Source organism: Streptomyces sp. NPDC040718 (assembly GCF_055593565.1).
Genome location: NZ_JBVIXO010000001.1, coordinates 903,572 through 917,322, shown reverse-complemented (window position 1 = coordinate 917,322; position 13,751 = coordinate 903,572). Strand labels below are relative to the sequence as shown.

Genomic DNA, 13,751 nt, shown 5'->3' with positions numbered 1-13,751 from the left:
GAACGTGTTCAACTCCTTGGCGGGACTGACTGTAGACCTGTTTTTGAACAGGTTCAAGCCTTGCTTCCGCGGACGCTCAGCAGGGCGGCCGGAAGCCCCCGGGAGTGGCGGGCGGGCGGTCCGCCGAGACGATGGCGGCCTCCGGCCGGGGCATCGGGGAGCCGTCCGCCAGCAGGTACGGCCCCGGCTCCAGGACGGTGCCGACGTCGGCGCCTCGCCGGGTCGTGTTCGCCGCCGCCACCCGGTTCAGCGGCGCGGGGGTGAGCGTCTGCGTCTCGCGGACGTACGCGACGAAGCTCTCGTAGTCGCGCTGGTGGCGGTACGGGGCCCGGAAACCGCGCAGCGCGCCGTAGCCGTCGTACGCCAGGAACGTGTACGAGGGGGCGGCGAGCCGGTAGGTCCGGGCCGGGTCGAGCGGGACGCCGTCGATGAACACGTCCGCCGGGCTGACCCGGTCGCCGACCCCGCCCCGGGCGTCGAACGTGTACCGGACGTTCCTGGAGACGGCCAGCGGCGCGAAGAGCAGCTCGCCGCTGGCCGCCGTCGTCCACTGCTGCTCCAGGGCGTCGTGGATCTGCTGTCCGGTCACCGTCGCGCTGACGATCGGGTCGCCGAAGCCGACGGCCTTCCACGCGCGGCCGAAGGTGACGGCCCCGCCCGAGGCCGCGTCGCGCACCAGATCGCCCGCGATGACCGCCTGGCCCACCCGGGGCGCGGCGGCGACCAGCGCGAGCTGGGCCGGCACGTTGGGGTGGACGTTGGCGTCGTTCTCCGGGTCGGCAGGCCTGCGGCCCGCCCACAGCGCCCAGTCGGCGACCAGGTCGCCCATGGTGGACTCGCCCGCGCTGTTGCGCGTACGCAGGAACGAGCCGGTCTGCCGGCCGATCCGGGCGGCGTTGCGGGCGGAGGCCTGTCCGGCCCAGTAGTCGACGACCTCCTTGAGGGCCGGATCGGGGACGACGTCCCGGCTGTTGGGGTGGTTGACGGAGACCGTCAGCTCGCGGACCACCTTCCCGGTCGCCGGGTCGAGGCGCAGGCTGATCTCGTTGACGAGCTGGCCGTGGCAGCCCGCCTCGACGAAGGGGCGGGGGACCCCGTCGGGGTCGGGCACCATCATGTTGAACCGGGTGTGCCAGTGTCCGGTGACGACGGCGTCGATGTCGGGGGAGACCCGCAGCGCCAGCTCCAGGGCCGGCCCGGAGGGGTCGGCGCCGCTGTTGAAGTCCGCGCCCGCCACCGCCCCGTCGTGGACGCTGAGCACGATGGCGCCCACCCCCTGCGCCTTGAGCAGGGCCGCGTACCGGTCGGCGGTGGCGACCTCGTCGAGGGTGGCCAGCCCCGGCTGGTAGGAGCCGGGCATCAGCTCGGTGCCGAGCGCGGTCAGGTGGATGAAGCCGATCCGCAGCTCCTGCCCGGAGGCGGACCGTACCGTCTCGATGTTGTACGCGGGCAGGACCGTGCGCCCGTCGGCGCCCCAGACGACGTTGGCGCTGTGGTAGCGGAAGTCGGCGCCGTGGAAGCGGGCGCCGGAGGAGTCGGTGAAGGAGGCGTCCCGGCCCTCGACGGGGAACGGCACGCCCTGCTCCATGTGCCGGCGCAGCATGGCCGGGGACTTGTCGAACTCGTGGTTCCCGGCGGTCGCGAAATCGAGCCCCATCCGGTTGAGGGCCTCGATGGTGGGCTCGTCGGCGAAGGCGGCGGCGTCGAACTCCCACCCGGCGAAGGCGTCCCCGGGGGTGAAGAAGAACGAGTTGGGCCGCCCGTCCCGGAGCCGGGCGAGGTGGGCTGCCATGTACGCGACCCCTCCGACGGTATGGGTCCGGCCGCCGTTGCCGCTGATCACGGCGTTGCCGCCGGGAGCGGCCTGGAGGTAGCCGTGCAGGTCGGTGATGTTCAGGAGCTGCACGTCCACGTACTCGGCGGCGGTGGCGGCGTCCCGCGCGTGCTCGGTGGCGTGGGCGGGGATCCCGGTGGCGAAGGTGGTGGCGACGGTCCCCAGGGCGGTGAGGAACGTCCGCCGCCCGAGGTGGTGCGAACTCCGGTCCGGACACGCGGTCTTGGTGAGCCTCGTCACATCCGCCCATGCTTCCGTGCCCGGCCGCCCGTGTCGACGCGCCGGGCCGGGGGATCAGAAGGCCGCGCCGGCGATCTTGAAGATGTGGTCCCGCTCCGTCAGGCCGTCCTCCTTCTGCTGGGGGCGGCGGTTCGTCGGGTTGAGGGAGTACACCAGGACCCGGCCGCGGTCCTCGTTGACGAAGACGCCGCTGGTGTAGCCGTTGTACGAGCCGGTCTTGCCCCAGACCCAGGTGTCCGGGCCGAGCAGCACGTGCTGGAGGCCGCCCCGGCTGAAGGTGCGGTCCCCCTCGAAGCCCGGGACCGGCTCGGTGAGCAGCTCCTGCTGGGCGGGCGGCAGCAGCCGGCCGTTCATCAGGGCGGTGAAGAACCGGTCCAGCTCGGGGGCGTTGGAGATCATCCCGCCCTCTGCCCAGGCCCAGGGGCTCTGCCGGGAGTTGTCGACGAGCTCCCCGGTGCCGTCGCCGGAGGCGTCCCACAGGGCCCGGGTGTGCGGGGCCGGGAGCGACCGGTCGTCGGCGGCGGGCACGTACGTGTGGCGCAGCCCCAGCGGCCGGGCGATCCGGCGCTGCACCTCCTCCGCGTACGTACGGCCGGTCGTCTTCTCGATGGCCATGCCGAGCAGGAGGTGGTTCAGGCCGTTGTACCGCTGCGCGGCGCCCGGTACGGGCTTCGGGGCTCCCGCCTCGGCGGCGGCCCGCACCGCGTCGGCGACCGCCGAGGCCGGAGTGGTTCCGGCGGAGGGCGCCACGGGCTGGGGCAGGCCGCTGGTGTGGCTCAGCAGCTGCCCGATGGTCATCGGTGCCCAGTCGGTCGGCAGGACCCCCGGCAGGACCTGCTGGACGGGGGTGTCCAGGCCCAGGCGGCCCTCCGCGACCAGCTGGAGCGTCACCGTCGAGGTGAACACCTTGGTGATGCTCCCGATCCGGAAGTTCGCGTCGGCCGAGGGCACCGTGGGCCCGGCCGCCCCGCTCCAGTGGCCGTCCCTGCCGCTCACCCGGGCCAGGGCGCCGCTGACGGCGACGTCCGGGAGCCCGTCGAGGGAGGCCCGGAGGGCGGCGCGGTCCAGCGGGCGGTGCGCGTGCAGGGTCCCGGTGACCGGGGTGCGGGCGGGCTGCTCGGCGGCGGAGGCCACGGCGGGCAGTGTGCCGGCGCCGATGGCGGCCAGGGCCACTCCGGCGGCCAGCAGGGTCGCCCAACGGGCCTTGCGGGGAGCGGAGTTCGCGGGGTTCGTCATGCCCGTAAGCCTGCCGTGAGGAAGATCCGCAGACCATGGGGATCACCCCTGACCCGACCCTGACCCACCCCCGAGCACACCCGAGGCCCGCACCCCGGAACGGGGTACGGGCCTCGGGCTCGGACGGGAGGAATCAGAAGCGGCGGGTGATGAGCGCGCGCTTGACTTCCTGGATCGCCTTCGTGACCTCGATGCCACGCGGGCACGCGTCGGTGCAGTTGAAGGTCGTGCGGCAGCGCCACACGCCGTCCTTGTCGTTCAGGATCTCCAGCCGCTGCTCGCCGGCCTCGTCGCGCGAGTCGAAGATGAAGCGGTGGGCGTTGACGATCGCCGCCGGGCCGAAGTACTGGCCGTCGTTCCAGAACACCGGGCACGAGGACGTGCACGCGGCGCACAGGATGCACTTGGTGGTGTCGTCGAAGCGCTCGCGGTCCTCGGCGGACTGCAGGCGCTCACGCGTCGGCTCGTTGCCCTTGGTGACCAGGAACGGCATGACGTCGCGGTACGCCTGGAAGAAGGGCTCCATGTCGACCACGAGGTCCTTCATCACCGTGAGGCCCTTGATGGCCTCGACGGTGATCGGCTTCTCCGGGTTGATGTCCTTGATCAGCGTCTTGCAGGCGAGCCTGTTCTTGCCGTTGATCCGCATCGCGTCGGAGCCGCAGATGCCGTGCGCGCACGAGCGGCGGAAGGTCAGCGTGCCGTCGAGGTCCCACTTGATCTTGTGGAGACCGTCGAGCACGCGCTCCTTCGGGTCGATCTCGATCTGGAAGTCCTGCCACTCCGCCTCGGCCGAGACCTCGGGGTTGAAGCGGCGGATCCGGAAGGTGACCGTGATGTTGTGCGAGGCCGCGGCCTCGGACTCCACCTTGTCGAAGGTCGGGGTAGCCATCAGTACTTACGCTCCATCGGCTGGTAGCGGGTGACGACGACGGGCTTGTAGTCCAGGCGGACGGAGTCCTGGCCGTCGGCGTCGACCTCGCGGTACGCCATGGTGTGGCGCATGAAGTTGACGTCGTCGCGGTTCGGGTAGTCCTCGCGGTAGTGACCGCCGCGGGACTCCTTGCGCGCCAGCGCGGACACGGCCATGACCTCGGCCAGGTCGAGCAGGTTGCCCAGCTCGATGGCCTCCAGCAGGTCCGTGTTGAAGCGCTTGCCCTTGTCCTGGACGGACACGTTCTTGTAGCGCTCGCGCAGTTCCGCGATCTTCTCGACCGCGGTCTTGATGGTCTGCTCCGTACGGAACACCATCACGTTCGCGTCCATCGTCTCCTGGAGCTCCAGGCGCAGGTCGGCGACCCGCTCCTTGCCCGTGGAGTTGCGCAGCTGCTCGACCAGCTCGGTGACCTGCTGCGCCGGGTTCTCCGGCAGCTCGACGTAGTCGTGCTTCGCCGCGTACTCGGCCGCCGCGATGCCGGAGCGCTTGCCGAAGACGTTGATGTCCAGCAGCGAGTTGGTGCCCAGGCGGTTGGCGCCGTGCACCGAAACGCACGCGACCTCGCCGGCCGCGTACAGGCCGGGGACGACGGTGGTGTTGTCCGACAGGACCTCACCCTCGACGTTGGTCGGGATGCCGCCCATGGCGTAGTGCGCGGTGGGCTGGATCGGGATCGGGTCCGTGTAGGGCTCGATGCCGAGGTAGGTGCGCGCGAACTCCGTGATGTCCGGGAGCTTCGCGTCGAGCTGCTCCGGCGGGAGGTGCGTCAGGTCCAGGTACACGTGGTCGCCGGCGGGGCCGCAGCCGCGGCCCTCGCGGATCTCCGTGTAGATGGAGCGCGAGACGACGTCACGGGACGCGAGGTCCTTCATGACCGGCGCGTACTTCTCCATGAAGCGCTCGCCGTCCTTGTTGCGGAGGATGCCGCCCTCACCGCGGGCGCCCTCCGTCAGCAGGATGCCCATGCGCCAGATGCCCGTCGGGTGGAACTGGAAGAACTCCATGTCCTCCAGCGGCAGGCCGCGGCGGTAGCAGGCCGCCTGGCCGTCACCCGTGAGGGTGTGCGCGTTGGAGGTCACCTTGAAGAACTTGCCGGTGCCGCCGGAGGCGTAGATGACGGCCTTGGCCTGGAACACGTGGATCTCGCCGGTGGCGAGCTCGTACGCGACCACACCGGCCGACTTCTTGACGCCGTCCTCCTCGACCAGGAGCTGGTCCAGGACGTAGAACTCGTTGAAGAACTCCACGCCCTCCTTGACGCAGTTCTGGTACAGCGTCTGGAGGATCATGTGGCCCGTGCGGTCCGCGGCGTAGCAGGACCGGCGGACCGGCGCCTCGCCGTGGTTGCGGGAGTGGCCGCCGAAGCGGCGCTGGTCGATGGTGCCGTCCGGGGTGCGGTTGAACGGCAGGCCCATCTTCTCGAGGTCGAGGACCGCGTCGATGGCCTCCTTCGCCAGGATCTCGGCGGCGTCCTGGTCGACCAGGTAGTCACCGCCCTTGACCGTGTCGAAGGTGTGCCACTCCCAGTTGTCGTCCTCCACGTTGGCCAGCGCGGCGGCCATGCCGCCCTGCGCGGCGCCCGTGTGGGAGCGGGTGGGGTAGAGCTTCGTCAGCACCGCGGTGCGGCTGCGCTTCGTCGACTCGATGGCGGCGCGCATGCCGGCGCCACCTGCGCCGACGATGACGGTGTCGTACTTGTGGATCTTCATGGGATTCGCCTCAGCCCCGTTGCCTAGCGGATGTTCGGGTCGAAGGTGAAGATCACCAGCGTGCCCAGAAGGATGGTGAACACCGTGGCGGTGTAGAGCAGGCCCTTCAGCCACAGCCGCGTGTTGGCGCGCTCCGCGTAGTCGTTGATGACGGTACGCAGACCGTTGGCGCCGTGCAGCATGGCCAGCCACAGCATCAGCAGGTCCCAGACCTGCCAGAACGGGGACGCCCAGCGGCCGGCCACGAAGGCGAAGCCGATCTTGGAGACGCCGCCGTCCAGCACCAGCTGGATGACCAGGTGGCCGATGACGAGGACGACGAGCACGATGCCCGAGAGGCGCATGAAGAGCCACGCGACCATCTCGAAGTTGCCGCGGGTCGAGCGCGGGGTCTTGCCCGTGCGCTTGCGCGGGGCCTCGATGTACGGCGCCGGGTTGTCGGTGTCGTAAAGGGAAACGCCCTCCACGTCACCGATCGCCTTGGCGGAAGAAGTGTCAGAAGACATGCGTGTCACTTCCCGAACAGTTCGAGGTAGGCGTGGCCGAGTACGGGGTACAGGGCCCCGATCATCAGGACGACCCAGATGCCCACGACCCACCAGAGCATCGTCTTCTGGTGGCGGGGGCCCTTGGACCAGAAGTCCACGGCGATGACACGGAGACCGTTGAGCGCGTGGAACAGGATTGCGGCGACGAGGCCGTACTCCAGCAGCGCGACGATCGGAGTCTTGTAGGTAGCCACGACATCGTCGTACGCCTCGGGGGAGACGCGGACGAGAGCGGTGTCGAGGACGTGTACGAACAGGAAGAAGAAAATGAGGACGCCGGTGACTCGATGAGCCACCCAGGACCACATTCCTTCCCGGCCGCGGTACAACGTTCCAGCCGGCACGGAAAACCCTCCGGAAGCGGGGCGGGGGCCAGCCGGCTTCTTTGTCGGTCGGGCCCGGCCGGGTACGGTCCACCGGCCCCGGACATCGTAGCGACGCTTTGTCGGTTCCCTCGCCCGGGGTCCGCCGGTGTGATCAAACAGGCACGGACGGGCTATCCCACAGGGGCAAATAGCCCGAAATCGGCAGCAGACAGGCCGTCGTCCGGGTTCCAGGGCTGCGCACCGGCGAGTCGGTCCAGCAGCCGGACCGTCCGGGACCGGGCAACCAGGCGCAGTTCCTCGGCGGAGATCGAGCGCTCCTCGTCGATCTCGTGAGCCATCCTGCGGCGGATCGCGGCCAGCAGCTGGTCCACCTGCTCCTCCGGCGGGTGTCCGTCCAGGCAGATCACGAAGGCGTGCCCGAAGGTCCGCTCGTACTCCGCCCGCGCCGCGCCGAGGGCGAGGAGCGCGGCGTACGGGGCGCCCTGGCCCAGCTCCGCCGAGGACTCCCGGGCCAGTGCCTCGGAGAGGTCGCCCTGGGAGAGGTCGTACGAGGCCTCGTCGCCGGCCGCCAGCAGGGAGGCGGTGTCCGGGTAGGGGCGGTGGGCGGCCACCCGGTGGGCCCAGCGCCCGCTGCCGCAGCAGCGCAGCAGGACCGCGCGGGCGGTCTCGGGCGGCAGGGAGTTGAATCGCGCCAGTCCGGCGCCGGGGGCGGAGGCCGGGCCGCGGACCTGTGCCGGAAGGTGGCTGGACAGCGGAGTACTCCTCGGGGCGTGGCGCGGGTGTACCGCCACGCTAGCGATCTCGGAGGGGCTGTGCCCTGCCCATTCGGGGATTTCACCCGGAAGTGAGCCGAAAGGATGAGGCCGGGGAGGTTTGCACCGGCTGGAGAGGGGAGGGCGACCGAGGCCGCCACCCCCCACAGGAGAGGCCCCGGTCGCCATCCGTCACGGGCTCGTGCGACAAGCCCGTATTCATGTCAGCGTATGGAGTGCGTTTTCTGTCACACCCCGCTCCGCGCAGGGTTGGTTGCTGGTTGTACAACTCGTGGACGAGAGGTGCATGAACGCCGTAACGTGCGGATTTGCGCCACACGTACAGGACGTTGAACGGGTTGGGGACTTTGCTGGGGGACGACGCGGAGCTGACCGCCGCGGTGCTCGCGGCACAGGACGGCGACGAGAGCGCGTTCCGGACTGTGTACCGCACCGTGCACCCACGCCTGCTCGGATACGTACGCACTCTCGTCGGGGACTCCGACGCCGAGGACGTCACCTCCGAGGCCTGGCTGCAGATCGCCCGCGACCTCGGCTCCTTCACCGGCGACGCCGACCGCTTCCGCGGCTGGGCCGCCCGCATCGCCCGCAACCGGGCCCTCGACCACATCCGCATGCGCGGCCGACGCCCCGCCATCGGCGGCGACGAGACCGAGCTGACCGGCCGGGCCGCGGACTCCGACACGTACGGCGAGGCCATGGAGGCCCTGTCCACCGGGCGGACCATGAAGCTGATAGCCCAGCTGCCGCAGGACCAGGCCGAGGCCGTCGTCCTGCGCGTGGTCGTCGGCCTGGACGCCAAGAGCGCGGCCGAGACCCTGGGCAAGCGCCCCGGCGCGGTCCGCACGGCAGCGCACCGGGGACTGAAGAAGCTCGCGGAACTGCTGGGCTCGGAGTTCGGCCCCGCCGGGGTGGCGGGAGCGGCGGGCGGGACGGAAAACGAAGCGGAACCCCGCGCCCGGGTCGGCCATAATGCCGGGGACCAGGCACGGGAACGCGATCTCGACGCGGTGCCCGCGCAGCGCGCGCGGGCGGGGGACCTGGTGGAGCAAACCGGTGTGACGCATTCACGTTGGCGGACGCAGAAGGACATGTGATGGCCGACGAGCACAACGCGTGGCTGGACGGGGCCACGGCGGACGAGCTGCTGCGCGGAGGAACCCCCGGCCCGGTCGGAACCGGTGCCGACCCGCGCGCCCGGGCGGAGGCCGCCCGCTTGCGCGCCGCCCTCGACGCCCTGACGCCCCGCTCAGCCGGGGGAGAACTGCCCGGTGAGGAAGCCGCCCTGGCCGCCTTCCGCGCGGCCCGCGCCGCGGCGCCCGCGACGGCGCCCGAGGCGGCCTCCGCCGCGGCCGGCTCCGGCGTGCCCGGGGGAGCCCCGGCCTCCGGGGGCGACCGCGAACCCCTGGTCGACCTGGCCCCGATACCCCCCGTACGGATACCCGCGCAACGGCGTCCCGTCACCGCCGCGCGGTTCGGGCTGGCTGCCGCGCTGGCCGGCGTCGCCGTCGGCGGGATCGCCGCCGTCGCCGGCACCGGTCTGCTGGACCGGGCCGTGCACCTGACGGCGGGCCCCGCTCCGGCGGTCTCGGTCAGTGCCGACTCGGACCCGGCGCCCGCCGGGGACACCGCCGGCCCCACCCTCGTACCGCAGCTGCGGCCGACCCCGTCCCTGGGCGTCGACGGCTTCTCGCGCGGCCCGGACGCCGCGCGGACGCCGGGCACGGAGACGCGTACCCTCCCCGACGTCGCACCCAGCCTGTCGGTACCGCCCGGCACGACCGCCTCGGGCGGTGGCGGCGGGGGCGCGGCGGGGACCGACGGCGCTCGCGACAGGTTCATCGACGGCGGCGGCTCGGTCCCCGACCGGGGGAAGGACCAGGGCGGCGGGGCGGAGAAGCCGCGCCCCGAGGACCTGTGCCGGGAGAACAAGGAGAAGAAGCTCGCCGAGGACCGGCGCGAGTACCTCTCCAAGCTCGCCGGCGGGGCCGCGAAGGTCCAGCGCTTCTGCGCGACCCTGCTGGACGGGGCCCCCCGGGGCGGTCTCCCGCAGAGCGGGGCCGACCAGGGCAGCGCCCCGCTGCCGACGCCGTCCCCGCTGACGGGCGGCGGGCTGGGCTTCCGCACCCGCTGAGACGGGGCCGGAAACGACCGGCTGAAACGTTTCTGCGGTCTTCCGCGCGAGGGCAGTAACACTTTTCGAACCGCCGGCGCAGTACGTATCGAGCCGACTGGTCATCGGCCGCGCACGAGCCGGGGTTCCCCCCGTACCCCTGGGCTCGGCGCACCCGGCGCGGGCGGGGCACGTTCCCCCGGCCCTGCCCGCGCCCCCTTTCTTCTCCCTCCCGGGACCGGGACCGCCGGACCGGGACCGCCGGACCAGGATCACCGGACCGGCGCCGCCGGACCGGGGTCACCAGTAGACGACGACCTTGTCGCCCACCTTCACCTGGTCGAACAGCTCCGACAGCTTCTTCTTGTCCCGGACGTTCACGCACCCGTGCGAGGCGCCGTCGTAGCCGCGGGCCGCGAAGTCGGACGAGTAGTGCACCGCCTGGCCCTGGCTGAAGAACATCGAGTAGGGCATCGACGTGTGGTAGATCGTCGACGTCCACTCCTTCGCCTTCCACTCCACCTGGAACAGGCCCTCGCGGGTCGGCGTGTTCTCCGAGCCGAAGCGCACGTCCATCGTGGAGACGATCTTGCCGTCGATCATCCAGGCCAGGGTGCGGCTCTCCTTGCTGATGCACATCACCCGGCCCTGCATGCAGCGCGGGTCCGGGGCGTCCACCTCGTTGGTGGTCGGCGGGCGCAGCTCCTCATCCGTCGGCTTCTTGGTGAGGCCCTGCACCTTCTGCCAGGTGGCCTCGTCCACCGAGCCGGTCGCGGGCAGACTGTGCTGCGACTGGAAGGTCTTGACCGCGGCCGTGGTCTTCGAACCGTAGAAGGCGGTGGGCGCCGTCGACACGAGCTTGAGCTGGCGCAGCCGCGCCTGGAGCTCGCGGACCTGCTCGTTCTCGTCGCCGTTGGCCATGAGCGGCTTGGCGCCCGGGGCGGCCGACCCCGAGGGGGCGGACGAGGGCCGCTGCGAGGACGGAGCGGACGGCGAGGCGGAGCCGGGTTTGTCGTCCTGCCCGGACGGGGAGGCCGAGGGGGAACCCCCGGCCGGCGAGGAGGGGGCGGCCGGGCCGGCACCGGGATTCTGGGGACCGCACGCGGTCGCGGCGAGCGCGACGGCGGCGGCCAGGCCGAGCGTACGGATGATGGCTCTCTGTCGGTGCATGGCGGTTCCCCCGAGTTCAACGTCGTGTATCAGGGTGACGCCCCGCCGGCCTGGAAAGTTGCACCCGTCCACGCGATGTTGCCCCATTTTGGACATCCTCCCCCTCTTGGTGGGGAAGGGGATTCCTGGCTTACGCAGCCTGTCGGACCGGCGGTCCGTCAGGTCTTCCGCGATCAGCACCAGCCGGGTCGAGACCTGCCCGGACGAGCATGACGCGTGCGGAGTTCTTGCCCCGAGCCGAGACGGCCCCGGACGCGGCGCACGTGCGGATACGTTCCGAGACGCGCAGCCGGGGGGTGTACCGGGCATGCCCGGCGGCGTCCCCGACCCCAGTGCATGCCGTCATGAAACCAACGTAGGTCAGCAGGCCGCCTTCTCGACGGAAATCCTCCACAGCACACTCGAACGAGTGGCCGTACGCGGCTTCCGGGCGGCCGGGAGAAAAGAGTCAAGCGCGTCAGCCGCCTCTGGCCCGCCACCGCGAGGTAGGCAGGAATCCCACCGGTTCCATCCGGGCGAGGACCCCACGGAGGCGCGTCGATGGCACGGAGCGAGAGCGGAATCCCGATCGAACCGGTCTACGGACCGGCCGACCTGACGGGCTGGGACCCGCGGGCCAGTCTCGGCAGTCCGGGCGAGTACCCCTTCACCCGGGGGATCCACCCCACGATGTACACCGGACGGCCCTGGACCATGCGCCAGTACGCCGGCTTCGGCACGGCCGCCGAGTCCAACGCCCGCTACCGGGCGCTCATCGCGGGCGGCGGGACCGGCCTGTCCGTGGCCTTCGACCTGCCCACCCAGATGGGGCACGACTCCGACGCCCCGCTCGCGCAGGGGGAGGTCGGCAAGGTCGGCGTCGCCGTCGACTCGGTCGAGGACATGCGGGTGCTCCTCGCCGGGATCCCCCTCGACCGGGTGTCCACCTCGATGACCATCAACGCCCCGGCCGCCCTGCTGCTCCTGATGTACCAGCTCGTCGCCGAGGAACAGGGCATCGCGGGCGGGCAGCTGACGGGCACCGTGCAGAACGACGTCCTGAAGGAGTACATCGCGCGCGGCACGTACATCTTCCCGCCCGGCCCCTCGCTGCGGCTGACCGCCGACACCTTCCGCTACTGCCGCGAGCAGATCCCCAGGTGGAACACCATCTCCGTCTCCGGCTACCACATGGCCGAGGCCGGGGCCTCGCCCGTGCAGGAGATCGCCTTCACCCTCGCCGACGCCATCGCGTACGTCCGTACCGCGCTCGCCGCCGGGATGGCGGTCGACGAGTTCGCGCCCCGGCTCTCCTTCTTCTTCGTCGCCCGGACCGCGCTGCTGGAGGAGGTGGCCAAGTTCCGGGCCGCCCGGCGCATCTGGGCCCGGGTGATGCGCGAGGAGTTCGGCGCCCGGGACCCCAAGTCGCTGATGCTGCGCTTCCACACCCAGACGGCCGGGGTGCAGCTGACGGCGCAGCAGCCCGAGCTGAACCTCGTACGCGTGGGCGTGCAGGCGCTGGCCGCCGTACTCGGCGGCACCCAGTCGCTGCACACCAACTCCTTCGACGAGGCCATCGCGCTGCCCACGGAGAAGGCGGCCCGCCTCGCGCTGCGCACCCAGCAGGTGCTGGCGTACGAGACGGACGTGCCGCTGACGGTCGACCCCTTCGCCGGGTCGTACGCGGTGGAGCGGATGACGGACCAGGTGGAGGAGGCGGCGCTCGCCCTGATGCGGCGGATCGAGGACATGGGCGGGGCGGTCGCCGCGATCGAGGCCGGGTTCCAGAAGGAGGAGATCGAGGCCAACGCCTACCGGATCGCCCGGGAGCAGGAGAGCGGCGAACGGGTCGTGGTCGGGGTCAACCGCTTCGCGCTGGAGCGGGAGGAGCCGTACGAGCCGCTGCGGGTCGACCCGGCGATCGAGGCCCGTCAGTGCGCCGCCCTGGCACGGCTCCGGGCGGAGCGGGACGCCGGTTCCGTTTCGGCGGCGCTGGCCCGACTGCGGGAGGCGGCGGCCGGGACGCGGGAGAACGTCCTGCCCCCGATGAAGGAGGCCCTGCGGGAGCGGGCCACGGTGGGGGAGGTGTGCGGGGTGCTGCGAGAGGTCTGGGGCAGCTACGAACCGTCCGGTTCCGCTTACTGAAATGGGGCTGGCGTGACAGGTGCGTCCTCATGGGACACTCCTGCTCATGCTCGGTGTCACAGATCTCCCCGCCTACCTCGCCGCCGTCGTGCTGATCGTGCTGCTGCCGGGGCCCAATTCGCTGTACGTGCTCTCCGTCGCCTCACGGCGCGGGGTCAAGGAGGGCTACAAGGCCGCCTGCGGGGTGTTCACCGGCGACACCGTGCTCATGGTGCTCGCGGCGGTCGGCGCGGGCGCGCTGCTCCAGGCCAGCCCGGTGCTGTTCACGGCGGTCAAGGTGCTCGGAGCCGGCTACCTCGGCTGGCTGGCCGTCGGCATGCTGCGGGCCGCCCGGGGCATGTGGCGTACCCGCAAGGCCCGGCACGAGGAGCTCGTGACGGTGGAGGAGCGGGCCGGCTCGGCCGGGAACGCCTACCGGCGGGCGCTGCTGGGCAGCCTGCTCAACCCGAAGGCGATCATCTTCCTGCTGTCCTTCTTCGTGCAGTTCGTGGACCCCGGGTACGCCCGCCCGGCACTGTCGTTCCTGCTGCTCGGCACGGTCTCGCAGCTGGTCAGCCTCCTGTACCTGTCCACGCTGATATTCGCGGGCACCCGGCTGTCCGCCGCCTTCCGCCGCCGCAGGCGGCTGTCGGCCGGGGCGACCTCGGCGGCCGGCGTGATCTTCCTCGGCTTCGCCGCGAAGCTCGCCGTCAGCTGACCGGCCGGGCCGGCCGCCCTGCCCTCGGCCCGGCCGGTCAGCCC

General features: G+C 71.6%; 12 protein-coding genes. 4 read left to right on the top strand and 8 right to left on the bottom strand.

What is annotated here, in order from left to right; genetic code table 11:
• Positions 1-76: 76 nt before the first annotated feature.
• The 7 genes from ACZ597_RS04245 to ACZ597_RS04215 all read right to left on the bottom strand — a co-directional run bounded on the left by ACZ597_RS04245 (position 77) and on the right by ACZ597_RS04215 (position 7,621).
• Entirely contained in the window at positions 77-2,074 is a 1,998-nt protein-coding gene (locus ACZ597_RS04245; protein ID WP_471324670.1) for a bifunctional metallophosphatase/5'-nucleotidase, read from the bottom strand.
• Between the two features lie 54 nt (positions 2,075-2,128).
• Positions 2,129-3,310: a serine hydrolase domain-containing protein gene (locus ACZ597_RS04240; RefSeq protein WP_471324667.1), complete on the bottom strand. Its 1,182-nt coding sequence runs from the start codon at positions 3,308-3,310 to the stop codon at positions 2,129-2,131.
• A 133-nt stretch (positions 3,311-3,443) separates the two neighbouring features.
• Positions 3,444-4,202, bottom strand: a complete 759-nt coding sequence (locus tag ACZ597_RS04235) for a succinate dehydrogenase iron-sulfur subunit (protein WP_471324665.1) — start codon at positions 4,200-4,202, stop codon at positions 3,444-3,446.
• Entirely contained in the window at positions 4,202-5,956 is a 1,755-nt protein-coding gene (sdhA, locus tag ACZ597_RS04230; RefSeq protein WP_471324662.1) for a succinate dehydrogenase flavoprotein subunit, read from the bottom strand. The genes ACZ597_RS04235 and sdhA overlap by 1 nt, the downstream gene beginning before the upstream one ends.
• A gap of 23 nt (positions 5,957-5,979) precedes the next feature.
• A complete protein-coding gene (locus ACZ597_RS04225; RefSeq protein WP_360872664.1) occupies positions 5,980-6,462 on the bottom strand; it encodes a succinate dehydrogenase hydrophobic membrane anchor subunit in 483 nt (160 codons plus the stop codon).
• Positions 6,463-6,467: 5 nt separating this feature from the next.
• Positions 6,468-6,848 carry a succinate dehydrogenase, cytochrome b556 subunit gene (sdhC, locus tag ACZ597_RS04220; protein WP_471324659.1) on the bottom strand — a complete coding sequence of 127 codons (381 nt, stop codon included), beginning with the start codon at positions 6,846-6,848 and terminating at the stop codon, positions 6,468-6,470.
• A 152-nt stretch (positions 6,849-7,000) separates the two neighbouring features.
• On the bottom strand, positions 7,001-7,621 hold the full coding sequence (locus tag ACZ597_RS04215) for a 2-oxo-4-hydroxy-4-carboxy-5-ureidoimidazoline decarboxylase (protein ID WP_471324656.1): 621 nt from the start codon (positions 7,619-7,621) through the stop codon (positions 7,001-7,003).
• A 329-nt stretch (positions 7,622-7,950) separates the two neighbouring features.
• On the opposite strand from ACZ597_RS04215, the gene ACZ597_RS04210 reads away from it, so the two are divergent.
• Positions 7,951-8,700 carry an RNA polymerase sigma factor gene (locus ACZ597_RS04210; protein ID WP_471325152.1) on the top strand — a complete coding sequence of 250 codons (750 nt, stop codon included), beginning with the start codon at positions 7,951-7,953 and terminating at the stop codon, positions 8,698-8,700.
• Entirely contained in the window at positions 8,700-9,737 is a 1,038-nt protein-coding gene (locus ACZ597_RS04205; RefSeq protein ID WP_471324653.1) for a hypothetical protein, read from the top strand. The genes ACZ597_RS04210 and ACZ597_RS04205 overlap by 1 nt, the downstream gene beginning before the upstream one ends.
• 279 nt (positions 9,738-10,016) lie before the next feature.
• Here ACZ597_RS04205 and ACZ597_RS04200 read toward each other — a convergent pair whose 3' ends face one another.
• Complete coding sequence (locus ACZ597_RS04200) at positions 10,017-10,886, bottom strand: L,D-transpeptidase family protein (RefSeq protein WP_471324650.1); 870 nt, start codon at positions 10,884-10,886, stop codon at positions 10,017-10,019.
• 540 nt (positions 10,887-11,426) lie between these two features.
• Here ACZ597_RS04200 and ACZ597_RS04195 point away from each other — a divergent pair.
• The gene (locus tag ACZ597_RS04195) at positions 11,427-13,010 is read left to right on the top strand and encodes an acyl-CoA mutase large subunit family protein (RefSeq protein ID WP_471324647.1); all 1,584 of its coding nucleotides are present in this window, start codon (positions 11,427-11,429) and stop codon (positions 13,008-13,010) included.
• 46 nt (positions 13,011-13,056) lie between these two features.
• Entirely contained in the window at positions 13,057-13,707 is a 651-nt protein-coding gene (leuE, locus tag ACZ597_RS04190) for a leucine efflux protein LeuE (protein WP_471324645.1), read from the top strand.
• The last annotated feature ends 44 nt before the right edge of the window (positions 13,708-13,751 follow it).

What these genes read in the sequence shown, in the direction of transcription:
- sdhA (WP_471324662.1), bottom strand. Translation starts at nt 5,956, where the DNA reads ATGAAGATCCACAAGTACGACACCGTCATCGTCGGCGCAGGTGGCGCC.
- ACZ597_RS04225 (WP_360872664.1), bottom strand. Translation starts at nt 6,462, where the DNA reads ATGTCTTCTGACACTTCTTCCGCCAAGGCGATCGGTGACGTGGAGGGC.
- ACZ597_RS04240 (WP_471324667.1), bottom strand. Translation starts at nt 3,310, where the DNA reads ATGACGAACCCCGCGAACTCCGCTCCCCGCAAGGCCCGTTGGGCGACC.
- ACZ597_RS04195 (WP_471324647.1), top strand. Translation starts at nt 11,427, where the DNA reads ATGGCACGGAGCGAGAGCGGAATCCCGATCGAACCGGTCTACGGACCG.
- ACZ597_RS04235 (WP_471324665.1), bottom strand. Translation starts at nt 4,202, where the DNA reads ATGGCTACCCCGACCTTCGACAAGGTGGAGTCCGAGGCCGCGGCCTCG.
- ACZ597_RS04200 (WP_471324650.1), bottom strand. Translation starts at nt 10,886, where the DNA reads ATGCACCGACAGAGAGCCATCATCCGTACGCTCGGCCTGGCCGCCGCC.
- ACZ597_RS04205 (WP_471324653.1), top strand. Translation starts at nt 8,700, where the DNA reads ATGGCCGACGAGCACAACGCGTGGCTGGACGGGGCCACGGCGGACGAG.
- leuE (WP_471324645.1), top strand. Translation starts at nt 13,057, where the DNA reads ATGCTCGGTGTCACAGATCTCCCCGCCTACCTCGCCGCCGTCGTGCTG.